This window comes from Haladaptatus sp. T7 (genome assembly GCF_026008575.1).
GTDB lineage: Archaea > Halobacteriota > Halobacteria > Halobacteriales > Haladaptataceae > Haladaptatus > Haladaptatus paucihalophilus.
Genome location: NZ_BROP01000002.1, coordinates 286,397 through 311,308 on the forward strand (window position 1 = coordinate 286,397; position 24,912 = coordinate 311,308).

The window sequence follows — 24,912 nt, forward strand, 5'->3', positions numbered from 1 at the left end:
CGTGTTCGTTACGGAAAATGGAGGCCAGTGAGGAAATGAGCGTCATCGCCGAATTTACGATACCCACCGAGCAGTTCGCGCTCTCCGACGCCTTCGACGCGATTCCGAACATGGCCGTCGAAATCGAGCGCATGGTCGCACATCCCGCGAACCGTATTCTCCCCTACATCTGGGTGTGTGGCGGGACGGCGACAATAGTCGAGGAGGAACTTCGTTCCGACCCGACGACGGTTGCGGTGACGAAACTCACCGAAATCCCGTACGGGTCGCTCTATCGCGTCGAGTGGTCCGACGAGACGAAAACGACCGTCGAGGACGTACTGAAAAGCGACCCCGTCATCCTCACCGGAACCGCCGCGAAGGAGGGGTGGGATTTTCAGATGCGATTCGAACACCGCGACCACATCTCGAAGCTTCAAGCCGACCTGACGCATCACGACGTGACGGTCGAACTGAAGCGGTTGCACACGCCCGAGACGCCGACCGTCGACGGGCAGTTTCTCCTCACGGCGAAACAGCGCGTGGCGTTGAACGCCGCGCTCGACGCGGGCTACTTCGAGGTGCCGAGGAAGACGAACCTGAGCGAACTCGCCGAACAGCTCGACATCAGCCAGCAGGCGTTATCGAAACGACTGCGACGGGCGCACCGGACGGTGAGCCGTCACATCCTCACGACCGGGCCGGACGAAATCCTCGACGACCGGCAGGATTAATCCGAGTAGTGTCGTTTCTCCTCCATCGCGGCGTCGTTACCGTACGCGTCCACGAGCGGTTGAAACGCCGCGCCCAACGCGCGCATCGCTTCGCCAGCGGAGTGAAAGCCGAGTTCATCGGCCACTGCTGGCCAGCGGTGGGCTTGGAGGACTTTTCGAACCAGCAGGCGTTCCTGTCGTTGGGACAGCGCGTCCGGGTCCGCGGGGTCGACGAGTTGTTTGACAACCAATCGTCGGAACGGGGCGGGGCCGTGGTCGAACTGTCCCGGCCCGTAGGCGCTGGCGGCGACCAGTCGCCACTCCCAGTCGGTGAGCGACGTCTCCACGTCCGCGTCCGTCGTCCGGAGGGATTCCCGTACCACGTCGGGGTCCATGTCGGCGAGCGCGTCCGAGAGCACCGAGGCGATTCGCGCCGCGAACCGTCGGGCGTGGCGCTCGTACAGGTCGTTTCCGGACGGCGAAATCGGGTCGAACATGAGCGCGGAGTACTCCCCGCTAGCGTCGTTGCGCGTCGTGGAGAGTTGCACCGTCCGGTAGCCGTTCTCCCGCCAGAATCGGAGCAGTTCGGGCGTCGCGCCGAACCCCGTCCCGAGCCAGTCGAGGTCGGAACACTCCCGGCGAATCTCGGCGAGCAGGCGCGACCCCAGCCCCGACGAACGAACGGCGTGGTGGGTGGCGATGCGCATGATTCGCATCCCGACCGGGATTCCGGCGTCGAAATCCCGGAGTTGTGTGGTCAGCACGTCGGGGAGCATGTTGCCCTTCACGCGCCCGCCGTCGTACATGTGTTCGCGCACGTCGGCGGGGAGGTCTCCCTCCCGCGCCAGAAGGGCGACGCTGACGACGTGGCCGTTCCAGCGGAGCGCCCGCACCGCGACGTTCGGGGCGTCGAGCAGTCGGGCGAGATCTGCCGGTTCGGTTCGGTAGTGCGCCAACACGAGGAGGCCGAACGTCTCGCGGAGCAGGTTCTCGTCGGCGAGCAGGTCGTCCGCGTCGAGCGCCAGGTACTCGGTTCCGTCGGGCGTCGCCTCGGTCACGAGCGGGTCCACCGCGGGTCGGGCGTCGAGCGCGAGCGCACGAAACGCCCAGACCTCGATTGGGTCGCCCGGCGCGTATCGGATGGGTTCGGCCAGCGTCACGTCGGTCACGTCGTGGTCGCTCTCGTCGAGTCGGTCGCGGAACCGCACCGAGAAGCCCCGCCCGGCACCCTCGTAGCCGTGAATCGTCGTCGTGAACGCGACGCGCGAAAAGCGAAGAAACCGCTCAAGCATGCGAACAGGAAGGGCCGCGGCCTCGTCCACGAACACGACGTCGGCGTGGTCGCGCTGGCGGCCCTCCGGTCCGTCGTGTGAATTACGTTGGCCCTTCGGCCCAACGCGCTCGTTCCGTTGGCCCTTCGGCCCAACGCGTTCGATAACGTCCGTCGGCTTCTCGTACCGAACGGTCCCGCCCGAATTCGCGGTGATCCGGGTCGGCGGGTCGTGGTCGGTGTCCGCGAGTTCGTCCATCGAATCAAGGAGGGCGGCGGCGCGGACGAACACTTCACGGGCGCTCCGGTAGCTTCGCGCCGTCACGAGGACGTCATCGCCTTCGGCGGCAAAACACGCGGCGGCGATTCCGGCGGCGCTCGACTTTCCGCGGCCCCTGTCGGCCTCGGCGACGACCGCGGTGTTCGGGTCGCGGAGCGCCTTGAACGCGCTGACCGCCGACAGTTGGTCGTCGGTCAGACAGGCGTCGGCGGCGGCGCGGGGAAATTCGTCCAGTACCGCGTGTTCGGGTGCTCCGTCGTGGTTGCGCGCCTCGTGGTCGGTGTCTGCCAGCCGGGGTGCGGGGTGTGTCAGGCCGTCGTCCTCGACGGTCTCCGAATCCGCGTTCACGATGGCGATGCCGCGGTGGTCGCGGAGGAGGGAGACGAACCGCCGTCGGAAGTTGCCGGTCACGTCCTCGACCCCGAACGGGGGGACCGCGAGGGTCGCGTCGAAGTCGTCCCGGCGGGTCGGCCACGCGTCGAGCGGCGGCGTGAGGAGGACGAACAGACCGCCGCCGTCCACCGCGCCGACGACCCGGCCCAGCGCGTTCGGGCGGAGTTCGTCGTGGGCGTCGAAGACGACCGCTTCGTGGGTCGTTCCGAGGAGTTCCCCCGCCCGCCGCTGGCTCACCCGCTCACAGTCCACGATGCGTCGCGGGCCGACTTGCGCGGTCGCTTTCTCGGGGATTCCCGCGGCGGAGAGGACGTTCCGAGCGAGTTCGTACCCCTCGTCGCGGTTTCCCGCGAGGACGAGGAGGCGACGCTCGTTCGTCCGTCGAGCTTCTTCACGGAGCGATGTCGCCAGAGACGAGACGTTCACACCCGTGGTTGGTCGGTCCGCCGCAAGGATGTTTCTTTTCGGTGTAGAACAGTCAGGAGTCGGGCGAGGTGGGGTTACGTGATGGCGTCAACCCGCTCGCATTTAGCGCGGGGACCTCGCCAAATAAGCGAATAGGTGCCTTCCGTATATGCTTTTTGGCCATTGTCAATGGGTGACATGGTGTGGTGACTAGCCGGAAAGCGTCGCACCGGCGTAGAGCGAGACGACGAGGAATATCCACACCGCGTCCACGAAGTGCCAGTACATCGTGACGGTGGTGACGGAGGTGTCCCGCTCCGACGAGAACTGTCCGTACGCCGCCCTGACGAACAGGATGCACATGAGGACGATGCCGAGCGAGACGTGGAGGCCGTGCAACCCGGTCAGGCCGAAGAAGGCGCTTCCGAACACGCCCGAGGTGAGCGTGAACCCTTCGTGTGTGATGAACAGGTTGTACTCGTAAATCTGGCCGCCGAGGAAGACGAACGCCAACAGAATCGTCAGCGCGAGGAAGGTGATGAACCGGTTCCGTTTCCCGCGCAGGAGCGACATGTGCGAGTAGTGGAGCGTGAAACTGCTTGCGATGAGGATGAGCGTGTTGATGAGAACGAGGGAACTCATCACGTCGGGGATGGTCTGGCCGGTGGGCGGCCACGTTCCGACGCGGATGAAGAAGTAGTAGACGAATCCCGCTCCGAAGGTCGCCACTTCGGTCCCCAGAAAGAGCGTCATCGCCCATCGGAGCTTCGTCTGCCCGCCGCCCTCCCGGTACCAGTAGTGGTCCACGAAGCCGTGGTACAACCAGCCGTACAGCCCGACGAGGAACACGACCGTCCCGAGGACGAAGACGACCGGGCTGGCGATTTGTGGCACGTAGGAGTTTCCGCCGTGGCTCAACACGTAGAGCCCCGCACCGACGTACAGTCCGACGACACCCACCGCGGAGACGAAGGGCCACCACGACGCCTCACCGAATCCCTTCGGCCAGTCCTCGGGTGCCGGAAGGTGATGGTCCTGTTCCTCGGTCGCCGTCTCTGTACGCATTGCTGTCCCCCCACTCATGAACGCGTGTACGTGTTGGAGCCACAAAACGGGTGTTCGGATTCGTCGGAAACGTTTTTGACGGGATTTTGTCCCGTTCCCGGATGAACTGAAACTGTTTTGTCATTCGTCCCCTCGGAATCGGTGTGCCCGGTCCAGTTTTCCGCTTCGAACGTCGCTCGGATTCGAGCGCGAAGGCCGACTTCGAGAGCACAGCTTCTCGCGGGGAGCGTACCACGACACGCTGTTTTACGGACTCCCCCGCGACGAGTGGGACGCCGATTTCGAGTGTCGTGAATAATCGGCCGAAATCGGGGGATAGGAGCGTGTGCGCCACCGTGCCACTCCGTCGTGGATTTGAAAGCGTTTTTATGGGGGCACACTCTACTGGAGTGTACAACCTACGCGGGGTTGATGATGCTCCTAGCCGTACAGGACTCATCCGGCAGGGGAGCCTGAGCCAGCGCGTAGGGAGGTGAACAACCTATGCCAGTATACGTCAACTACGACGTCCCAGCCGACCTGCAGGACCGAGCGCTCGACGCGCTCGAAGTCGCACGGGACACAGGAAGCGTAAAGAAAGGAACGAACGAGACGACCAAGGCTGTCGAGCGCGGCAACGCCGACCTCATCTACGTCGCGGAAGACGTTACGCCCGAGGAGATCGTCATGCACCTGCCCGAACTCTCCGACGAGAAGGGCATCCCCTTCATCTTCGTCGAGACGCAGGACGACGTCGGTCACGCGGCCGGACTCGAAGTCGGCAGCGCCGCCGCCGCCATCGTTGACGCTGGCGAAGCCAGCGACGACGTGGACGACATCGCCTCGAAGGTCGAGGAACTTCGGTGAGGTGACTCACGATGAGTGCTGAAGAGACCGGACAGGAGGACTCCACCTCCGCCGAGGTCATCGAAATCGTCGGTAAGACGGGGATGCACGGCGAGGCCATGCAGGTCAAATGCCGCATCCGCGAAGGCAGCAACCAAGGGCGAATCATCACTCGCAACTGTCTCGGACCGGTCCGAGAGGGCGACGTGCTCCAGTTGCGAGAGACCGCACGCGAGGCAGACTCCATCGGAGGACAATAATGCCACAGACGCGAGAGTGTGATTACTGCGGAAACGACATCGAGCCCGGTACGGGAACGATGTTCGTCCGCGTAGACGGAACGACCATCCACTACTGCTCGGCGAAGTGCGAGAAGAACGCCGACCTCGGCCGCGAACCGCGCGACCTCGAATGGACCGAGCAAGGCCAAGCAGAGAGTGGTAACGAATGAGCGAACGGACCTTCGTGATGGTCAAGCCCGACGGCGTTCAGCGCGGCCTCATCGGGGAGATCGTCTCCCGCTTCGAGGACCGCGGTCTGAAGATGGTCGGCGGCAAGTTCATGCAGATCAGCGAGGAACTCGCCCACGACCACTACGGTGAACACGAGGGCAAGCCGTTCTTCGACGGCCTTGTCGATTTCATCACCTCCGGCCCAGTCTTTGCGATGGTCTGGGAAGGGCAGGACGCAACGCGACAGGTTCGCCGCATGATGGGCGAAACCGACCCAGCCGAATCCGCCCCGGGCACCATCCGCGGCGACTTCGGTCTCGACCTCGGCCGAAACGTGATTCACGGTTCGGACCACGAGGACGAGGGCGCGAACGAGCGCGAAATCGACCTGTTCTTCGACGAGGACGAACTGGTCGATTACGAGAAGATAGACGCCGAGTGGCTGTACGAGTAAGTCACTGACGCGTTGCGGTATTTTTCTGCACCCGACGACCCAGAGCGGAGCAACCGCTTTCGATGGGGCCTCGAATCAGTCACGTCTGGAGAAACGTGACCACCTGAATTGCTTTTAGCGCTCTCGAAGTGACCAAAAAGCAGATAATCGAAAGCGAGAACGACGTCGTATGGGACACTGTATCGCGTGCGGCGAGGACCTCATCGAAGTCGTAGAGAGCGAGACGGACGCGAAGTTCAGCGACGCGACCGTCTGGGAGTGTTCGGAGTGCGGTGCGATTCTCGGCGTGTCGGAATACGGGGTGTAGGAGGGAGGCGGAATCGTTGGAGACGCCTTGGGTTAGTTCGTTCTTGCGAGGGCAGTAGCGACGAGGACGGCCCAGAAAGCCCCCGTCTGCTCGCTTCAAAATGATGTGAGTGATTTTGCGGGGACTGGAAATGACGTGGATGATTTTGCTGGGATTGCAACGACAGACGTCAATGAAGACCGCCCCGCACCGCAACCGCTCACGCGCCTCCCCAGCCGATTCCCTACGGTGCTCCCGATGGTCGCACCTCCGGTCATCCCTCGCGCGGGTGCGCTGCCGCGCGCCGTCGCGCGCCGTGCAGTTGATTCGGAACCCGTAGCCCGTCCGGTTGGACGGGCGGGGGGCTTTCAAAGCGGTCCGTTTCCCAGTTCCTGCAATCCCACTGGCTGGATGCGCAGGCTCTACGAAACCCAAGACATCCACCTCCATTTCGAGGCAATTTTTGCCGCAACACTCCCCGTCACGACTGGTGCTACCGAAGGTCATACCGGAGGGGGTACCATGAGCGATACCGAATCAAGCGAAAGCGGAGCGCACGAACACCACGAACATCACCACGACGTCGAGGGGCCGGGCTATGCGACGCCACAGGCCGCCATCGAGGAGGCGGAGCGCGAGACGGTTGCGTACGTACCGTCGTTGTACGTCGGGACGGACGTCGATGCACCCGACTTCCTGTCGGTCGTGGACGTGAACCCGGACTCGGACACGTACACAGAGGTCATCGACCGCGTGGAGATGCCGAACAAGGGCGACGAACTACACCACTTCGGCTGGAACGCCTGTTCTTCGTCCTGCCACGTCGAGGGGCTGGAGCGACGCCACCTCGTCGTTCCCGGCCAGCGGTCGTCGCGGTTGCACATCATCGACACGAAGGACCGCGAGAACCCGGAAATCGTCAAAGTCATCGAGCCGGAGGAGGTGTACGAGTACGACCTGTCCGCGCCGCACACCGTCCACTGCATTCCCGACGGGGAAATTCTCATCTCGATGCTGGGGAACGAGGACGGCGACCTGCCGGGTGGCTTCCTCGAACTGAACGACGACTTCGAAATCGAGGGGCGCTGGGACCCGCCGGGCGAAATCGAGATGAACTACGACTTCTGGTATCAGCCGCGGCACAACGTGATGGTCTCCTCGGAGTGGGCCGCGCCGAAGACCTACTATCCCGGCTTCGACTTGGAAGACGTCGAGGCGGGCAAGTACGGTCACAAACTCCACTTCTGGGACTGGGAACGGGGACAACTCCAGCAAACCGTCGATCTCGGCGAGGAGGGGATGATTCCGCTGGAAGTCCGGTTCCTGCACAGCCCGGAGGCGGCCCACGGCTACGTGGGCGCGGCGCTCTCGTCCAACATCTTCCACTTCTACGAGCGCGAGAAGGAGTGGTTCGCGGAGAAGGTCATCGACATCGAACCGCGCGAGCACGAGGACTGGGACATGCCCGTGCCGGGTCTCATCACCGACCTCCTCGTTTCGATGGACGACCGCTACCTGTTCTTCTCGAACTGGTTGCACGGCGACGTGCGGATGTACGACGTGAGCGACCCGTCGAACCCGCGCCTCGCCGACCAACTCTGGGCGGGCGGGTTGTACGGCCCGCGCCACCCGACCGGCGAGGACGACAGACCGGTCGTCGCGGGACCGCAGATGCTCCAACTCAGCATCGACGGCGAGCGCCTGTACTGGACCACCTCGCTGTTCTCCACGTGGGACAACCAGTTCTACCCGGAGGAGGGCGAGAAGGGGTCCGTGATGCTCAAGGCCGACGTGAACCCGCGGAAGGGGACGATGACGCTGGACGAGGATTTCCTCGTGGATTTCGGCGAGATGCCGAACGGTCCCGCCCGGGCGCACGAAATCCGGTGGCCCGACGGCGACTGCACGAGCGACGTGTGGCAGTGACGGAGCGCGACGGAACGGCCGCCGAACGCGACGGCGACGGCGACCGCCATCGCGTCGAACTTCGGTGGCGCGGGGGCGGAACGGAAACCGTCCGCGCCGCGGCCGCCGAATCGGTGCTGGAAGCGGCCGAGCGAGCGGACATCGGCCTGCCGTTCGGCTGTCGAACCGGCGCGTGTGCCACCTGCACCGGTCGTCTTCTGTCCGGGAAAATCAAACACGAGCGCGAACCCCGGGCGTTGAAAACGGATTCGCTGGCGGACGGCTACGTCCTGCTCTGTATCGCCCGCCCGAAGACGGACTGTCGAATCGAAGTCGGGACCGACGTTCATTCGGACCTCGTGACGAATCCGTGGAAGTAGGTGGAGCGCGGCGGGGCCGTGGGGGAGGCGCGGAACGTTCGGCGATTGCAACGGAATTAAATCTACCACTCGTTTACAATTGGGTCCGAGGCGGTGGCATTTATATCGGCGAGGTCACACGTTGTGGTATGGATGACGATATCACGCGCCGTGCCCTCGTCGGCGCGATACTCGGGGGAACGGCCGTCGGTGGGTCGCTCTCGCCCGTTCGGAGCTACCTCCGGCGCTTCGCCCCCTTGAGCGGGTCGGCGTGGGAGAGCGCGACGGACGACGTGAACGAGTCCGTCGAAAGCGAGTACGGGTCGGCGAAACTCCGCTACGACGAGGACGGCGTGCCGAACATCACGGCCGAAACCGAGACAGGACTCTACTTCGCGGTGGGCTACGCGCAGGCCCGGGACCGGCTGTTTCAACTCGACCTACAGCGTCGGTTGATGCGCGGTCAGGTTGCCGCCGTCGTGGGCGAACTGGCGGCCGACTCCGACGAGTTCCACGTCCAGATGGATTTCGCGGGCGCGGCGGACGCGACGTGGGACCACATCGCCGATTCGGAACCGGAGGCGGCGGAACCCGTCCGGGCGTTTTCGGCGGGCGTGAACGCGTACATCGAGAACGAACCGCTCCCGCTGGAGTTCGGCCTGCTGGAGTACGAACCGGCGCGGTGGACCCCCGAAGACACGATGCTGTTGGAAAAGCAGATTTCGTGGACGCTGACGGGGAGCTTTCTCACCCTCCGGCGCGCCAAGGTCGCCTCCGCGCTCGGCCCGGACGCCGCGACGGACCTCTACCCCGAGCGACTGGACCACGACTCGCCGATTATCCGCGGGAAAGACGAGGGGAAGACGAACGAGGGAACGACGGCGAACGATATCTCCCGACGGAACGAGGCGACCGACTCGGAAGCAGTCGGAGCGCCGTTGCTCGATTGGCTCGGCGGCTTCGAGCGCGACCACGGCATCGGGTCGAACAGCTGGCTCGTCTCGGGGAAACACACGAAGAGCGGGGCCCCAATCGTGTCGAACGACCCGCACCTATCGCTGATGGCTCCGCCGGTCTGGTACGAGATGAACCTCGAACAGGGCGACATGCGCGTCCGCGGAGTCACGTTTCCGGGCGTCCCGTTCGTCGTCATCGGCGAGAACCACGCCGGGGCGTGGGGGTTCACCAACGCCGGTGCGGACGTCATCGACTTCTACCGGTACGAAACCGACGGGAATCGGTACCGCTACGATGGTGAGTGGCGCGAGTTCGAAACCGAGGAGCGGGAAATCGAGGTCGCCGACGGCGAAAACAGGACGGCGACGGTTCGAAAGACGGTCCACGGGCCGGTCCTCGAACGCGAGGGCTACCGGGTCGGCGTCGCGTGGACGGGCCACACGGCGACGAACACGACGGCGGCGATCCGCGAGTACGCCAGAAGCGACGGCGTTGAGGATTTTCGCGCGGCGACGAGGGGATTCGACGAACCCACGCAAAACCTCATCTACGCCGACCGGGACGGCAACACGCTCTACTACGTCACCGGGAAGATTCCCCGCCGAACGGTGGACGGCGAGGAGGTCCGCGGCGACCGGATTTTCGACGGCTCCGCTGGAGAGGGCGAGTGGAAAGGGTTCGAACCGTTCGGCGTCTCGTCGTGGGAGGGGTTCGTCCCGTTCGAGGACAAACCGCACGTCACCGACCCGGACCTGATAGCGACCGCGAACCAGCGAATCACGGACGACCCGTACCTCTCCGAGGGGTACTCCAGCCCCTATCGCGGCCAGCGAATCTACGAACTGCTGGACGAGAAGGCGAAAGCGGGAGCCATGGACGTGAAAACGATTGCGGAGATTCAGGACGACACGCTCGACAAACGGGCGGAAACGCTCGTTCCGACGCTACTGGACGCCGCGGGAGGGGCCGACGGCCTCGAATCGGCGGTTCAAACGCTGTCGCGGTGGAACTACCGGATGGAACGCGATTCGGAGGCCGCCTTGCTGTTCGTCCACTGGTTCGACGCCTTCCGCGAGGAGGCGCTTTCGGACGCCTTCGATGAGGCCGGGTTGGACGAGGACTACTACCCCCGCGATTGGGTGCTGGCGCACCTCGACGGCGAGCGCTGGTTCGGAAGCGAGGGGCGACAAGTGGCGATGGTCCGCGCCCTCCGAACGGCGTCGGAGAAGGTCGCGGAGGGCGACGACGAGGTGTACGGGGATTACAACACGACGGAAGCCATCACGCATCCGTTCGACCAGTCGTTCCTGAACTATCCCGTGCTTCCGACGGACGGGTCGAGTCACACCGTGAACAACTACCGGAAGGACTCCGCGGTCGGCAGCAGTTGGCGGATGATCTGCCCGATGGGAGGCGACTCGAAGGCCATCGTCCCCGGCGGCAACTCGGGCGATTACTTCTCGGACCACTACCACGACCAACTCCGCCGATGGGCGAACACGAAGTACAAACCCCTGTCGCACGAGATTCGCGGCGACCTCGCCGTCGAATTCGGAGGTGACGAATGAGCCGAGTGAACCGACTCGACGCGCTCCGGGCGAATCCGACCGCGAGACTGTCGGTCGTCGCCGTCGGTGCGGTCGTCGGCCTCGCCCTCGCGTGGACCCACTGGCTCGGCCTGCTGGTCGGCGGCGCACTCGTCAGCATCCCCGCGCTGACACCGAAACGCGGCGTGCTCGCGGGATTCGGATTCGGCGTGCTCGCCCTCCTCCTCTTCTCCGGACTGCTCGCGCTCCACGGGTCGTTCAGCCACGCCCTCGGAATGGGGCAAATCACCGCGCTCACCGCGGCGATTCCGCTGGTTCTCGGAACCGTCGGTGGGCTGGCTCGGTCGTTGGCGTAGGAACTCCTTCTCACCCACTCAGGCTCGCGCCAGCAGTTGTACCCACGAGTCGGTCGCATCGACGCTAACCGATTCGACCGTGAATCCCGCGTTTTCCGCCATCGACCGCAACTCCTCGGGTCGGTAGAGCGTGAAGCGCCGTCCGTCCTCGTCGTACACGTCGCCGCTCATCTCGCCGTCGCCGTGTTTAACCGAGAGGAGGCAGACGCCGCCGGGTCGGAGCACCCGACGGAACGTTTCCAGCGTGTCGGGAGCGTCCTCCCGCGGGACGTGGAGAAACGACGCACAAGCCCACAGGACGTCGAAGGAATCGGACTCGAACCCGAGCCGACGCATGTCCATCCGCGCGAAGTTGGCGGCAGGGGCGACCTCCCGCGCCGCCCGGAGGAAGTTCGGCGTGAGGTCGATGCCGACGACCTCGTGACCGCGCTCCGCGAACGTCGCCGACTCCCACCCGGGACCACAGCCCACGTCCGCGATTCGAGCGCTCCCCTCGGCCACTCCCTCGACGGCCGTCAGAAATCGCTCGGCTATCCCCTCGACACCCGTTCGGTCCGCGTGCAGTTCCCGATACTCGTCCGCGACCGATTGATAGGTCGCAATCGTCTCCGGGTCCGTCATCGTTCGGTTCGGATGACGGAAAGCATCGGTTTAGTTGTCACTGTTGGGGGAAGTAATCCGGATACGGCAGTTACGACTCGAAGAAGCGATAGTGGAAGAATGCACCGGACGGGATTTGAACACCGAACGGACAGTCCTGCTCGGTCGTCCGTTCGTGGCTTCGCCACTCACACTCCCTGCGCGGGCCGTGTCCAGTCTAGTTCGAAGCCCTCGTGAATTCCCTCGCTTCGAAACCGAGCGACACAGCACGCTGGTCGCTCGGGGAGTAGCGCTCGGAAAATGCACCGGACGGGATTTGAACCCGTGCCATGAGCTTGGAAGGCTCAGGTCCTGCCACTAGACCACCGGTGCGTACTCTCACTCCGTTCCGAGTACGCACCGAGGCTCGCAAATCCGAAGGATTTGCTCACCACCGGTGCGTTCGAATACGAGTGTACTCCTGAATTGTGCCCCCCGGCTTAAGGGTGTTACTGTTTTCGCCCGCGGACGACGGCGTAACAGTTCCCGCTGGAGATGGACACGTCGTCGGAGACGAGGGCGCTCTCGTCGAGGTCCTCGCGGAACTCGTCGGGCGAGTAGATGTGGTAGAACCGCGGCACCGTCTCCCCGCCGGGGAGCGTCCAATCGACGGTCGTGTCGAAGCCCTCCTCGCGGTCGAATTTGTCGTGAGCCGTGCTCCACGCGCTGACGACCGCGGTTCCGTCGGGTGAGAGCACGCGGGCGAGTTCGTCCAGACTGCCGACGCGGGCCTCGCGGTTCGGTAGGTGGTGAAGCGTGGCGACGTAGACCGCGAGGTCGATGGTGTCGTCGTCGAGCGGAATCCGGGCCGCGTCGCACTGCACCAGTTCGAGGTCGAAACCGCGTTCCGTTGCCCGTTCGCGGGCCTCGACGAGGAGGCCCGCGCTCACGTCCGCGCCGATGACGCGGCTGGCGTGTCCGGTCAGCAGTTCCGCGTGCCTGCCGTTAGCACAGCCGAGGTCGAGGGCCGTGGTGCCCGCTCGACCGTCGAGGAACGATTCGACTTCGGGCCACGCGTACTCCCGCGTCTTGGCGAAGTGGCCCGCGATGCGGTCGTAGGTCGCCCGTACGTCGTGACTCGTCGGGTTCACAGTCGAACTCTCGCGCCGGGGGGTAAATCTCCTACGGGTAAACCAGGAACTCGATGAGTAGGAAGGCGACGTAGGAGATGGCCAACATCGCCGTCGCGTGCTTCGCGCCGTCGCGTACCGTTCCCTCGCCCATCTTCCCCGCGACGAACCCGGAGACGACGGCTTGGACGAGCGCGGTGTGGAAAAAGACGATGGTGTAGGCGTGAATGTCCACCGCCGCGGCGTTCCCGAGGCCACCGACGCCGACCGGACCACCGGCCGCGTTTCCGGCGGGAAGGTCCTGGAGCGCGGGAACCAGGATGGCCGAAAGCGCCCCGATGATGACGAGGAAGACGAAAAACGAGAGGTAGATAATGATGAGGTAGGTCTTCATCTCGTCCTCGCGCTGGCGCTGGAGCCGTCTCGATTCCTGTGCGTCGTCCGCGGCGATTCGAAGGACGCGCCCGATGTCGCCGCTGGCGTGCATCGCGTTCGTCACGAGCGAGACGACCCGCGTGACGGTCGGCGTGTCGATTCTGTCCTCGACCCGTCGGAGCGCGGTCGCGGCGTCGGTTCCCCACTCGATGTCGCGCGACATGCGCTCTAACTCGTCGTTCAGCGCGCCGAGGTCGCTGTTCGTCACCCGTCGAACGCTCTCGACGACCGTCATCCCCGCCTCGTTGAGGCTGGCGAGTCGGTCGAGCATGTCGGGAACGGCGGCCTCTATCGCTTTAACCCGGCGACGGTACGCCCACTGAACGACGGCGTACGTCCCCAAGACGAACAGCGCGGCTTGTATCACGACGCCATCCACGGACGCGGGCGTCGCCGTCCCCGCCGCGAGGTCGGGGAAGACGCGAAGCACGACGGAGAGGAGTGCGAGCGGAACCGTCACGTACAACAGCGTATCCGGGTTCCGGCGGACGGTTCTGAACGGGTCCGCGAGGCCGTCTCGAACGTCCTTGAATCGGTCGTAGGCCGCCAATCGTTCGACGTTGGTCGGGGTGGTTCCGCCGTCGCTCACCGTGCGTCCGGCGTCCGGGTCGGCGACGCGCCGGACCGTCGGAACGGTGATACTCGGCGTCGTCCTCGACTCGCGGCTGATTCGAAGCGATTCCGTGATGCTGTCGAGATACACGACGAATCCGACGTTACCGAGGGGGATGAGCAGATACGCCATCAGATAGAGGAAGTCGAGCGTGTCGGCGACGCCCATCAGCCCCATGATGACGAGGATGGTGATGAGCAGGAGTGGACCGACGACGAACAGCGAGACGTACCCCTCTGCGAGCACCGAGAGCAGTTCGAGAAACGCCTCCTGTTCGGCTTTCGCGTCCCGTTGATAGCGCTCGTACTGCTCGCTTAGATACGTCGGAAGGCTCTGGCCGCTCTGGAGGACGCTCGCCAAGTTCTCGCCGAAATCCTCGAACTTCTCGCTCGGCGACTGGCGCGACATCTGCTTGATGGCGGTCAGCACGTCGAGTCCGAACAGGTCCATGGCCTTGACGCCGACCCCGACCTCCGCCGCCGCCTCGCCGTACACGTCGCGGTTCCGCGCCAGCGTCCGCATTATCGCGGGCATTCCCATCCCGCTCCGGGAGAGCGCGTAGGTGAACGCGACCGTTCGAGAGAGGCTACCGTCTATCTTCCGGGCGCGGGCGTTCCCCCGGTAGGACGGCAACTCCCAGCGAAGCCAGTACGTCAGCGCGCCACCGAGGAGGCCGACCGTCGCGCTGCTGAACACGAGCAGGACGAACAGTTCGCCGAGAGTGAGCGAGGGGACGACCACGAGATTGGCGAGAAACTGCAACCTCGCCGGGAGTTCAGCACGGAGCGTCGCCGGGGAGACCGAAAGGACGGCCAACACGAGTCCGACGACGTAGATACCGATGATGCTGCCGGAGATGGTGGCCAATGTGGTGTACACCCACGTTTTCGACGCGTACAGTCGGTACGTCTCTCCGACGTGCGCCGCCCGCAACAGCTCCTCGCGGCGGTTCCGTTTCCGCCCGCCGTCGCGGACGTAGCTGCCGAAGAGCTGTAGCGAAACGCGGGTGACGGTTCGGTACGCCGTCCTGCTGACTGGCGAGAGGGCGACGGGCGCGAGAAACGCGAGCGCGAGGACGAGCGGGACGAAGTTGAGCAGACCCATCAGTCGAGCTCCGCGACGGCCGAGTCGGTGCTTTCCCTGACGTTCGAAACGACGGTCTCCGGGTCGGCGTAGTACTCGTTGACCATCGCCGTAAAGCGCCGATAGTCGGAGATGCCGTTCTCGCGGAGATACTGGAGGACGAGCTTCCTGTCGCGGAGTTCGGTGAGCAGTTCTGACTGCGACCAGCCGTGGTCGCGTCGAATCTCGTCTAGCACGCCGCTGTCGCGTTTGCGGAACGTGTCTTTGCTCGGCTCCCACGAGAACGTGGTCGTGTAGTCCAGATCGCCGGTTCGCTGGTCGATGCCGTTGATTTCGGCGAGCGTCTGCGTCCGCCGCAATCGCTCCTCGCCGACGTAGGTCAACGACTGAATCGAGAGGATGTCGAGCGATTGTATCATCGCCCGCGGCACGTTGATGGGTTCGTTTTCGAGGCGGTTGATGACCGTCTGCACCGAGTCGGCGTGCATCGTCGAGTAGGTGGTGTGACCGGTGTTCATCGCCTGAAAGAGCGTCATCGCCTCCTCGCCGCGGACCTCGCCGACGACGATGTACTCGGGGCGGTGACGGAGGGCGGACCGGAGCAGGTCGTACATCGTGATGTCGGTTCCCTCGTCCAACCGGTCGCGTGTCACGGACGACAGCCAGTTGTCGTGATACAGCGTCAACTCCCGCGTGTCCTCGATGGTGAGCACCTTCGAGCGCGGCGGGATGAACATCGAAATCGCGTTCATCGAAGTCGTCTTGCCGGACGCCGTGCCGCCTGCGAAGATGAGCGACTTGTTGTTCTCGATGGCGAGCCAGAGGTAGGCCATCTGGTCGAGGTTGAAGGTTCCGTAGTTCACCAGGTCCACCGGCGTAAACGGTTCGTCGGCGTACTTTCGGATGGTGAACGCCGACCCTCGCGGCGTCACTTCCTCGCCGAGGGCGAGTTCTGCGCGGCTGCCGTCCGGGAGCGTCGCCTCGACGACCGGTTCGCCGACGCTGACGTGCTGGCCGGACTGCTGGGCCAGACGGACGACGAGGCTGTCGAGTTCGTCCTTCGAGTAGACGACGTTCGTCCCGATGTCGTTGTACGTGTCGTGGTAGACGAAGATGGGGAGGTCGTAGCCGTCACACGAGATGTCCTCTATGTGCGGGTCGTTGATGAGCGGGTCGAGTTTACCGAACCCGCGAAACGAGCGAAAGAGGTAGTAAAACAACCGGTAGTAGGTCGCGGCGTCCACCTCGACGCCGTACACTTCGAGCAGTTCGCGCAGTTCGTCGCGGAGGACGGTTTCCGCCGTCTCGTCTCCCATCTCGCGGCGATAGATGAGCGACTCGCGCAGGTCGGAAAACAGCCGCTCCAGCAGTTCGACTTCGACGTCATCCAACTCGGGTTCGACGACGTGATACAAGTGTTCGTTCGCCTCCGGGTCGTAGTTGATGGAGACGAACGCGAACGGCGCGTTCACCCAGTATCGCTCCACCTCTTCGTAGCCCGGCACTCCGGTGAACGTGATGAGCGACCCGTGGGTCGCCGGGTCGTAGTCGCCGACCGGGACGGTCGAACCCCGAAGCATCTCCGCCGTGCGCCGAATCGTCCGTCGCCACTCACGGACGCGAACGGTCAGTTCGTCTATCGCTAACCCCGACATGTTTGTTCCCTGTCTCTCGTGCGGGTGTTTCGAACGTCGGTCCCCGACCGACACGCGTCCGCACGTGAGAGACGTGTGTTCGTCACGCTCATTGGGGTGGGAGTACTTAAATCAATGGCTGGACAATTTCAGTTTCGATAGATATGTGGGGAGAGAGAAAACATTGGTGACATAATGGTCTCGTTTCGATATATGGCGTTACGTTCATGAGACGCGAGAACGTAGGTTCGCGTACGGAATGAGGCGCGATTATTTCACACTGAACGTCGAAAATATCGACTGGGTTGAAGCGGACGGGACGCCCCGCAAGCCGACGGTAATCATCGATTTCGAGGGACCGTCCGCAACGCTCCGTGAGCGACTTACCGGACCATCCGACGAACTCCTCGATGCGAGCGAAACGGACGTTACTTTCCGACTCCAAGCCAGTCTGGACGACCCGACAGCGACGGGCGTGGTGAGCGTAACGAACCGAACGACGGGCGATTTCATCCTCGAACTCAACGAGGACGCGGACGACGTGCTCCGATTCATCCGGGCGGCCCGTGCGTACGGCGACGAAACGGACGAGTCGAACGGACGCTATCACGTCGATATCGCCATCAACGGCGACCACGTGGTCGAGTACGACAAGAGCACGTTTCTCGTCTACAACAGCGAAGGCAATCTGTTGCGCCAACACAGCCTCATCCCGAGCGGCGTCGAACTGTAACCCACCCTTTTCGCGCCTTCAGAACCACGGAGCGATGACGCCGGTCATCACCGCGACGATGTAGAGGCCCGCGATTGCTGCAAGGACGATGATGAGTCCGATGAGGTAGTCGAACAGTCCGTTCGGCGTCGTCAGCTTTGGCATGTTCATGTCAACCGCTACGACCTTGGTCGGCATATCGTTATTGGGGGGTAAAACGGAATCGCGGGAACCTAAGTACCAGCGTGCGAACCCCCTCCGTATGAATTTGTTCGGAACTGCGGGTATCCGTGGTGATGTCGTCGAGCGAGTGACGCCCGAACTCGCTCTCGCCGTCGGACGGGCCGCGGGACGACAGGCGGAAGAATTCGTCGTCGCCCGTGACGGACGCGAAACGGGCGCGGCGCTCGCCGCCGCGATGGAAGCGGGACTCGAAAGCGCGGGGGCGACCGTTCGCCGTGCGGGACAACTTCCGACCCCCGCGCTCGCGTTCGCCTCGCAGGGTCGTCGCGGCGTCATGCTCACCGCGAGTCACAACCCATCGACGGACAACGGCATCAAACTCTTCGACGACGGACAGGAGTACGACCGGGCCGCGGAACGCGCCGTGGAAACCGGCGTCGAGGACGAGGAACCACCCCGTCCGTGGGACGAGTGGGGAAAGAGCACCAACGAGGACGTCATCGACGCGTACCGAGATGCGGTTATTGAGTACGCACGCGAGTACGGTGCGCCGCTGAACGGCGTCCGCGTCGCGGTCGATTGCGGCAACGGGATGGCGAGCGTGGCGACCCCGCAAGTGCTTCGGGCGCTGGGCGCGACCGTCATCTCGCTCAACGCGAACGTGGACGGTCACTTCCCCGGCCGACCGAGCAAGCCGACGCCCGAGACGTTGACCGACCTGCGTTCGTTCGTCGCCTCGGACGATTTCGAATTCGGCCTCGCCCACGACGGCGACGCGGACCGTATCGTCCTCGTCAACGCGGACGGCGACGTCGTGCACGAGGATACCGTCGTCGCACTCCTCGCGGAACACTACACGTACGCCAGCGACGCCGAGGACCCCGTGGTGGTGACGACGCCGAACGCCTCGGCGCGAATCGACGAGCGCGTCCGGGCGGCCGGTGGTCGCGTCGAGCGCGTTCGCCTCGGTGCGCTTCACGAGGGCATCGCGGCGGCCCTCGAAGAGGGCGACGACGGCACCGAAGTGGTGTTCGCCGCCGAACCGTGGAAACACATCCACACCCAGTTCGGCGGTTGGATAGACGGCGTGGTGAGCGCGGCGGTGCTCTCCCGACTCATCGCGGACGCCGGTGGTGTGGAAGCGCTTCGGGCCGACGTGACCGAACGACCCTATCGAAAGGTGAGCGTCGATTGCCCCGACGCGGCGAAGACCGAGACGATGGAACGCGTCGAGACGGCGATTCCCGAGCGGTTCCCCGACGCGACCGTCGAAACAGAATACGGGGTCCGTGCGGAACGGTCAGATGGCTCGTGGGTGCTCGTTCGACCGAGCGGCACCGAACCGTACGTCAGAATCTACGCCGAGAGCGAGACCGTTGACGAACTCGTCGCCGAGACGAAAGACGTCGTAGGGAACGCCGTATCCGCTGCAAAAAAGTAACCGTCAATAGCCTCCTGTCCGTTATTTTTCGACCTTTCAAGCGTGAAGCGACGCGTTTATCACAAATTACCCGTCTGGTTACGCATAGATGACTAACATTGACAAACGGCGTCGAACATTGATGAAAACTGGCGGCGCGCTCGGTATTGCTGGCCTCGCGGGGTGTATCAGTAGCCCCAGTGACGATGGCTCCGGCGACGGAAACGACGACGGAACCGACAACACGTCGACCGACGGAACGGACGGTGGCTCCGGCGACGGGGAGGACACCACGAACGTCGGGATGGTCTACGCGACGGGCGGCCTCGGCGACAACTCGTTCAACGACATGGCGAACATGGGAATCAAGCAGGCGAAAAAGGAGTTTGGCGTTCAGTTCCAGAACGCGGAACCCGACTCCCCGACCGACGTGGAGAGCCTCCAGCGCCAGTTCGCCCAGTCCAGCAACCCGGACTACGACCTCATCTGCTGTATCGGCTACGTTCAGACGAACTCCCTCATCAAGAACGCGGGACAGTACCCCGACCAGAACTTCATGCTCGTCGACAGCGTGGCGGAGACGGACAACGGCGACCTCGTGAAGAACGTCGCCAACTACGTCTTCAAGGAGCAACAGGGGTCGTTCCTCGTCGGCCACCTCGCGGGACAGTTGACCCAGATGGACTTCAGCGCGGGCAAAAGCTCCACGAAGTCCGGGAAGAAGACCGTCGGCTTCGTCGGCGGCAAGGAGGTTCCCCTCATCAAGAAGTTCGAGGCAGGCTACAAGGCCGGTGTCGCACACGCGAGCGAGGACATCGAGGTCAAGACGGCGTACGCTGGCACGTACAGCGACCCCGTGAAGGGGAAGGAAGCGGCGCTCTCGATGTACGAAAACGGCGCGGACATCGTGTACCACGCGGCTGGTGGTACCGGAACTGGTGTCTTCAAGGCCGCGAACCAGAAGGGTCGGTTCGCCATCGGTGTGGACAGCGACCAGTCGAAGGCCAAGGGGACGGCGAAGTTCAGCAACGTCATCCTCGCCAGCATGGTGAAGAAGGTGGACGAGGCGGTCTACCGCTCCACGAAGAACGTCATCGACGGCGAATTCAAGGGCGGCAAAGTCAACACTCTCGGCCTGGAGCAAGGCGGCATCGAGGCCGTGTACGGCGCCGACCTCGGGTCGGAAATTCCCGACGACGTGAAATCGAAGGTCAAAGAGTCCCGCGAAGCGATCATCAGCGGCGACATCGAAGTTCCGACGACGGTCGAGAAGTAAGCGCAAACCCGCGCGCTTATACAAGTAGGACGGAAATCCAGATTAAGAATGAGCCGGGCGGTACATCTCGACGGCATTACGAAACGATTCCCGGGTGTCGTCGCAAACGATAACGTCGATTTGACGATAGAACCGGGGTCGGTTCACGCACTTTTAGGGGAGAATGGTGCCGGAAAGACGACGCTGATGAACGTGCTCTACGGTCTGTACGAGCCCACGGAGGGGCGCGTCGTCGTCGACGGCCAGCCACGCGAGTTCGACTCGCCGCGAGACGCCATCGAGAGCGGTATCGGTATGATCCACCAACACTTCATGCTGGTGGATACCCTCTCGATTGCCGAAAACATCGTTCTCGGAAACGAACCCCGAAAGTGGGGTGGATTGGCGATGGACAGGGACCGCGCCGTACGCGAGGTGCGCGAGCTAAGCGACCAGTACGGGTTCGACGTGGACCCGAACGCGCTCGTCGAAGACGTGAGCGTCGGCGTCCAGCAGCGCGTCGAAATCCTGAAAGCGCTGTACCGCGGCGCGGACGTCCTCATCCTGGACGAACCGACCGCAGTGCTCACGCCGCAGGAAATCGAGGACCTGCTCACGGTGCTCGACGAACTCACCGCACAGGGAAAGAGCATCATCTTCATCACGCACAAGCTCGGCGAGGCCATGGACGCCGCCGACCAAATCACCGTCCTCAGGGACGGGAAGAACGTCGGCTCGGTCGATACCGAGGGGACGACCCGCGAGGAACTCGCAGAACTCATGGTCGGCCGCGAGGTGTTGCTCGAAACCGAGAAGGAACCGGCCGACCCGGGCGACGTGATGCTCAACGTTTCCGGGCTTCGAATAACGGACGAACGCGGCGTCGAACAGGTATCAGGCGTCGATGTCGTCGCCCGAGAGGGCGAGGTGTTCGGCATCGCGGGCGTCGACGGAAACGGCCAATCCGAACTCATCGAGGCCATCACCGGCTTGGCCTCGCCGGACGAAGGTGCGATTTCGTTCAACGGGCGCGACATCACGGGGATGTCCCGTCGTGACCGAATCGACGCCGGGATGGCCTACGTTCCCGAGGACCGCCACGAACAGGGCTTGGTCATGGAGTTCGACCTCGTGGAGAACGGGCTGCTCGGAAGCCAGCATTCGGAACCGTTCACGCACGACGGGCGGATCGATTGGGACGGCACGCGAGCCCACGCCGAGGACATCATCGAACAGTACGACGTTCGGCCGCCCGACGCGGACGCGTCGGCGGAATCGCTCTCCGGCGGAAACCAACAGAAGTTCATCGTCGGTCGGGAGTTCGCCCGCGACCCGTCGCTCGTCGTCGCTGCCCACCCAACACGCGGCGTGGACGTCGGCAGCATCGAGTTCATTCACGACCGACTGCTCGATTTACGGGCCGAGGGAAAGGCCATCGTCCTCATCTCCTCGAAACTCGACGAAGTACAGCAGCTCTCGGACCGACTCGCAGTCATGTACGAAGGTGAAATCATGGACGTCGTCGACCCGGACCGTGTGACAGAAGAGGAACTCGGCCTGCTGATGGCGGGCGAGCATCCGGCGGACACACCGAGTCTCCGAGGTGAAGCACAGTGAGTTCGTGGCAAGACCGGGCGGAGCAGGGTCTTTCCAGGCTCGTCGAGGCGTCCGCGGTCGAGCGGGTGCTCATCAGTCTCGCGGCGCTCGTCATGTCCATCATCGTCGGCGGGTTCGTCATCCTCATCTCGGGATGGGTCGCGACCTGTTCCGACCCCTTCCTCGCGCAGCAGGTGCTCATTTCGATTCCGGGAACCGGCGGCTGGGGCGTCCAGTTCCCGATACCGGGGTCGTTCTGTTACAACCCGATTCAGGTGTACAAGTACCTCTTCGTCGGGTCGTTCGCGAACCCGCAGACGTCCACTCTGTTCCCGCCGGACTTCATTCTCGATAAGTTCAGTCTCGCCGTGACGCTCCGGCAGACGAGCATGCTCCTGTTCGCGGGATTGGCCGCCGCAGTCGCGTTCCGTGCCGGGATGTTCAACATCGGTACGCAAGGTCAACTCGTGCTCGGCGCGCTCGGGTCGGCGTTGTCGGTGCTGTGGGTCGCTCCGTACGTTCCGGGCGGACTCGTCGGCAGTCTCATCCTCATTCCGCTCGGGTTGGTCGTCGGGGCGCTCGTCGGTGGCGCGTACGGCGCGATTCCGGGGGCGATGAAGGCGTACGCGGACGCGAACGAGGTCATCACGACCATCATGCTCAACTTCGTTGCGACGGGCATCGCGTTCGTCCTCGTCTCGGAGTACTTCAAGAACCCGGCGAGTCAGACCGTCGAAACGCGCCCGGTTCCGGGGGCGGCGGTGCTGTCGCCCATCGTGTTCCCGAGTCAGGCGTCGTTCTCCATACTCGTGCTCGTCGGCGCGCTCGCCCTCGCGGTCGGCATCTACCTGCTGTTGCACCGAACCGCGTTCGGATACGACCTCAGGACGAGCGGAATTCAGCCGGAAGCCGCCGAATACGGCGGCGTGGACGCGAAGCGAACGATGGTGTCGAGCATGGCGCTCTCCGGTGCTATCGCCGGTATCGGCGGGACGGTCTACGTCCTGATGATCCTCGGTCGATGGCAACAGGGAGTCCCGTCCTACGGGTTCGACGGCATCACGGTGACGATTCTCGCGGGCAACAACCCGCTCGGCGTCCCGCTGGCGGCGCTGCTGTTCGGAATGCTGAAGAGCGGAAGCCTCGCCATCGACTTCGCGCTCGGCGTTCCGAAACAACTCGTCGGCGTCTTGCGAGGGCTCATCATCCTGTTCGTCGCCATGCCGGAGTTCTTCCGGATGATCGGCAAACGGGTGACGACGCCGGAACCGTCGGGGGCCGTCGCCGCGGATGGCGGGTCCCGAATCGAGGGAGGTGAAGACGATGAATAAACGGCTCCGAATCGCCGGAGCTTCCGTCGCTATTGCGGCGGTTCTCGCCGTTCTCGGTCTCGTGTTTCCGAACAGCGCACTCGGCAAAATCGTCGGTACTATCAACGCGAGCTACGTGAGCGCGGCGCTCCGATTCACCGTTCCCATCGGTTTCGCCGCACTCGGCGGTATCTTCGCCGAGAAGAGCGGCGTCACCAACATCGGGCTCGAAGGCCACCTCATCATCTCGGCGTTCACCGGCGTCGCGGTCGCGGACGCGCTGGCCGGGTCGGGAAGCGCGACACAGACGACGCTCTGGCTCGGATTCTTCGCGGCGGTACTTGCGAGCACGCTCTTCGCACTCCTGTTCGCCGTCGTTTGTATCGAGTTCAAGGCCGACCAGATCATCGCCGGACTCGCCGTTTGGCTCATCGCGTTGGGGCTCGCGCCGTTCGCCAGCAAGATTCTCTGGGGAGGTATCAACAGCCCGAGCGTCGGAACGCTCTCGAACTGGCGTATTCCGCTTCTCGCGAAGATACCCGTCATCGGGCCGATCCTCTTCGACGCGAATCCGACGGTGTACATGCTCCTCCTCGCCGTGCCGCTAACGTGGTTCGTACTGAACGAGACGGCGTTCGGCCGCTGGGTGAAAGCCAGCGGAGAGAATCCGATGGCGCTCGATACGGTCGGCGTCGACGTCCATCGCGTTCGCTACGCGAGCGTGCTCATCTCCGGTACGCTCGCCGGAATTGGCGGCGCTGGGCTGTCGCTCGGACAGGCGGGACTGTTCAACGGGAGCGGTGCCACGATGGTCGATGGCCGCGGTTGGATCGGCATCACCGCGTACCTGTTCGGGAACTACAACCCGCTCGGGGCGTTCGGCGCGTCGTTCCTCTTCGCGAGTCTCGACGCGCTTCAGTTGCGACTCCAGCAGGTCGGTTTCAGCGTTCCGAGGGAACTCATCGGCGTCATCCCGTACGTGACGGTCATCATCGTGCTGGTGTTCGTCGGACACACGCGAACCCCGGACGCCGCGGGCGAACCCTACGAATCCGGCGAGGAGTGAGGCGGCGGCCGGTCGTTCGCCACGACCGATTTTTCACGGAGTCCGTTCCGAAGTCGTTCGATTTCTCGTCGCCGGTCGATTCCGGTTCGATACCACCGTACAGAGACAGCACTCGGCGTGGTGCCGAGCAGGGCGCGGACGATAGCGACGAGGAGACGAAACACGACGGGGTTGGTTCCGTCTTGGTATAAAAAGACTCGGCTGTCGGTTGTTATTTGACGCCCGGAACCGCACGTCCTCCATGGACGAACTCGTCGAGCAGGCACGCGAGATTCAGGACCGAGCGCACGTTCCGTATTCGGAGTACCCCGTCGGAGCGGCGCTTCGAACGGCGGACGGTACCGTCTACGTGGGTTGTAATATCGAAAACGCGAACTTCAGCAACTCCCTCCACGCGGAGGAGGTCGCCATCGCCGAGGCGATAAAATCGGGCCACCGTGAATTCGACCGCTTAGCGGTCAGTTCCGCACGCCGGGATGGCGTGACGCCCTGCGGGATGTGCCGACAGACGCTCGCGGAGTTCTGTGACGACGACTTGGTGGTCGTCTGTGACCACGGCGACGACGTGACGGAGTACACGCTCGGCGAGTTGCTTCCGGACACGATAACCGAAGACATGCTGGGCTGAGGGTGAAAGACACGTCGGAAAG

25 protein-coding genes and 1 tRNA gene are annotated in these 24,912 nt (G+C 63.8%); 17 read left to right on the forward strand and 9 right to left on the reverse strand.

What is annotated here, in order from left to right; translation table 11 throughout:
- Window positions 1-17: 17 nt before the first annotated feature.
- On the forward strand, window positions 18-713 hold the full coding sequence (locus OPC11_RS07565) for a helix-turn-helix domain-containing protein (RefSeq protein ID WP_264781507.1): 696 nt from the start codon (window positions 18-20) through the stop codon (window positions 711-713).
- Here OPC11_RS07565 and tmcA read toward each other — a convergent pair.
- Window positions 710-3,061, reverse strand: coding sequence for a tRNA(Met) cytidine acetyltransferase TmcA (gene tmcA, locus OPC11_RS07570; protein ID WP_303648988.1), 2,352 nt, complete (start codon window positions 3,059-3,061; stop codon window positions 710-712). The genes OPC11_RS07565 and tmcA overlap by 4 nt on opposite strands.
- A 189-nt stretch (window positions 3,062-3,250) precedes the next feature.
- Window positions 3,251-4,105, reverse strand: a complete 855-nt coding sequence (locus OPC11_RS07575; RefSeq protein ID WP_007978748.1) for a heme-copper oxidase subunit III — start codon at window positions 4,103-4,105, stop codon at window positions 3,251-3,253.
- A 483-nt stretch (window positions 4,106-4,588) separates the two neighbouring features.
- On the opposite strand from OPC11_RS07575, the gene rpl7ae reads away from it, so the two are divergent.
- The 9 genes from rpl7ae (at window position 4,589) to OPC11_RS07620 (ending at window position 11,246) form a co-directional block, all read left to right on the forward strand.
- Window positions 4,589-4,951 (forward strand): 50S ribosomal protein L7Ae, encoded by a 363-nt coding sequence (gene rpl7ae / locus OPC11_RS07580; protein WP_007978746.1) that lies wholly within the window; start codon window positions 4,589-4,591, stop codon window positions 4,949-4,951.
- An 11-nt stretch (window positions 4,952-4,962) separates the two neighbouring features.
- Window positions 4,963-5,190, forward strand: a complete 228-nt coding sequence (locus tag OPC11_RS07585) for a 30S ribosomal protein S28e (RefSeq protein ID WP_007978744.1) — start codon at window positions 4,963-4,965, stop codon at window positions 5,188-5,190.
- Window positions 5,190-5,381 (forward strand): 50S ribosomal protein L24e, encoded by a 192-nt coding sequence (locus OPC11_RS07590; RefSeq protein ID WP_007978742.1) that lies wholly within the window; start codon window positions 5,190-5,192, stop codon window positions 5,379-5,381. The genes OPC11_RS07585 and OPC11_RS07590 overlap by 1 nt, the downstream gene beginning before the upstream one ends.
- Entirely contained in the window at window positions 5,378-5,836 is a 459-nt protein-coding gene (ndk, locus tag OPC11_RS07595) for a nucleoside-diphosphate kinase (protein WP_007978740.1), read from the forward strand. Before OPC11_RS07590 ends, ndk begins: the two co-directional genes overlap by 4 nt.
- 169 nt (window positions 5,837-6,005) lie before the next feature.
- Window positions 6,006-6,143 (forward strand): hypothetical protein, encoded by a 138-nt coding sequence (locus OPC11_RS07600; RefSeq protein ID WP_007978738.1) that lies wholly within the window; start codon window positions 6,006-6,008, stop codon window positions 6,141-6,143.
- A gap of 501 nt (window positions 6,144-6,644) precedes the next feature.
- Window positions 6,645-8,048: a selenium-binding family protein gene (locus tag OPC11_RS07605; protein WP_018128659.1), complete on the forward strand. Its 1,404-nt coding sequence runs from the start codon at window positions 6,645-6,647 to the stop codon at window positions 8,046-8,048.
- Window positions 8,045-8,407: a 2Fe-2S iron-sulfur cluster-binding protein gene (locus tag OPC11_RS07610; RefSeq protein ID WP_264781508.1), complete on the forward strand. Its 363-nt coding sequence runs from the start codon at window positions 8,045-8,047 to the stop codon at window positions 8,405-8,407. Before OPC11_RS07605 ends, OPC11_RS07610 begins: the two co-directional genes overlap by 4 nt.
- 128 nt (window positions 8,408-8,535) lie before the next feature.
- A complete protein-coding gene (locus tag OPC11_RS07615; RefSeq protein WP_264781509.1) occupies window positions 8,536-10,911 on the forward strand; it encodes a penicillin acylase family protein in 2,376 nt (791 codons plus the stop codon).
- Window positions 10,908-11,246: a hypothetical protein gene (locus OPC11_RS07620; protein ID WP_264781510.1), complete on the forward strand. Its 339-nt coding sequence runs from the start codon at window positions 10,908-10,910 to the stop codon at window positions 11,244-11,246. Before OPC11_RS07615 ends, OPC11_RS07620 begins: the two co-directional genes overlap by 4 nt.
- Before the next feature lie 18 nt (window positions 11,247-11,264).
- Here the strand turns inward: OPC11_RS07620 and OPC11_RS07625 are convergent, their stop codons facing one another.
- From OPC11_RS07625 to OPC11_RS07645, 5 genes are all read right to left on the reverse strand, one after another.
- Entirely contained in the window at window positions 11,265-11,867 is a 603-nt protein-coding gene (locus OPC11_RS07625; protein ID WP_264781511.1) for a class I SAM-dependent methyltransferase, read from the reverse strand.
- Between the two features lie 280 nt (window positions 11,868-12,147).
- A tRNA-Gly gene (locus tag OPC11_RS07630) sits at window positions 12,148-12,218 on the reverse strand.
- 116 nt (window positions 12,219-12,334) lie between these two features.
- Window positions 12,335-12,976, reverse strand: a complete 642-nt coding sequence (locus OPC11_RS07635) for a class I SAM-dependent methyltransferase (RefSeq protein WP_264781512.1) — start codon at window positions 12,974-12,976, stop codon at window positions 12,335-12,337.
- 31 nt (window positions 12,977-13,007) lie between these two features.
- On the reverse strand, window positions 13,008-15,107 hold the full coding sequence (locus tag OPC11_RS07640) for a type II secretion system F family protein (RefSeq protein WP_264781513.1): 2,100 nt from the start codon (window positions 15,105-15,107) through the stop codon (window positions 13,008-13,010).
- Window positions 15,107-16,741: a type II/IV secretion system ATPase subunit gene (locus tag OPC11_RS07645; protein ID WP_264781514.1), complete on the reverse strand. Its 1,635-nt coding sequence runs from the start codon at window positions 16,739-16,741 to the stop codon at window positions 15,107-15,109. Before OPC11_RS07645 ends, OPC11_RS07640 begins: the two co-directional genes overlap by 1 nt.
- 238 nt (window positions 16,742-16,979) lie before the next feature.
- Here OPC11_RS07645 and OPC11_RS07650 point away from each other — a divergent pair, with 238 nt between their 5' ends.
- Window positions 16,980-17,453, forward strand: a complete 474-nt coding sequence (locus tag OPC11_RS07650) for a DUF5793 family protein (RefSeq protein WP_007978721.1) — start codon at window positions 16,980-16,982, stop codon at window positions 17,451-17,453.
- Window positions 17,454-17,471: 18 nt separating this feature from the next.
- Here OPC11_RS07650 and OPC11_RS07655 read toward each other — a convergent pair whose 3' ends face one another.
- Window positions 17,472-17,603, reverse strand: a complete 132-nt coding sequence (locus tag OPC11_RS07655) for a hypothetical protein (RefSeq protein WP_264781515.1) — start codon at window positions 17,601-17,603, stop codon at window positions 17,472-17,474.
- A gap of 91 nt (window positions 17,604-17,694) precedes the next feature.
- Here OPC11_RS07655 and OPC11_RS07660 point away from each other — a divergent pair, with 91 nt between their 5' ends.
- From OPC11_RS07660 to OPC11_RS07680, 5 genes are all read left to right on the forward strand, one after another.
- Window positions 17,695-19,056 carry a phosphomannomutase gene (locus OPC11_RS07660; protein WP_264781516.1) on the forward strand — a complete coding sequence of 454 codons (1,362 nt, stop codon included), beginning with the start codon at window positions 17,695-17,697 and terminating at the stop codon, window positions 19,054-19,056.
- A gap of 121 nt (window positions 19,057-19,177) precedes the next feature.
- Window positions 19,178-20,311, forward strand: a complete 1,134-nt coding sequence (locus OPC11_RS07665; protein ID WP_264781673.1) for a BMP family protein — start codon at window positions 19,178-19,180, stop codon at window positions 20,309-20,311.
- A 48-nt stretch (window positions 20,312-20,359) separates the two neighbouring features.
- The gene (locus OPC11_RS07670; protein WP_264781517.1) at window positions 20,360-21,907 is read left to right on the forward strand and encodes an ABC transporter ATP-binding protein; all 1,548 of its coding nucleotides are present in this window, start codon (window positions 20,360-20,362) and stop codon (window positions 21,905-21,907) included.
- A complete protein-coding gene (locus OPC11_RS07675; protein WP_007978710.1) occupies window positions 21,904-23,217 on the forward strand; it encodes an ABC transporter permease in 1,314 nt (437 codons plus the stop codon). Before OPC11_RS07670 ends, OPC11_RS07675 begins: the two co-directional genes overlap by 4 nt.
- Entirely contained in the window at window positions 23,210-24,262 is a 1,053-nt protein-coding gene (locus OPC11_RS07680) for an ABC transporter permease (protein ID WP_007978709.1), read from the forward strand. Before OPC11_RS07675 ends, OPC11_RS07680 begins: the two co-directional genes overlap by 8 nt.
- Here the strand turns inward: OPC11_RS07680 and OPC11_RS07685 are convergent.
- Window positions 24,241-24,426, reverse strand: a complete 186-nt coding sequence (locus OPC11_RS07685; protein WP_171970510.1) for a hypothetical protein — start codon at window positions 24,424-24,426, stop codon at window positions 24,241-24,243. The two genes, OPC11_RS07680 and OPC11_RS07685, sit on opposite strands and share 22 nt — an antisense overlap.
- A 44-nt stretch (window positions 24,427-24,470) precedes the next feature.
- On the opposite strand from OPC11_RS07685, the gene cdd reads away from it, so the two are divergent.
- A complete protein-coding gene (gene cdd / locus OPC11_RS07690) occupies window positions 24,471-24,890 on the forward strand; it encodes a cytidine deaminase (RefSeq protein WP_342764796.1) in 420 nt (139 codons plus the stop codon).
- Window positions 24,891-24,912: the final 22 nt, after the last annotated feature.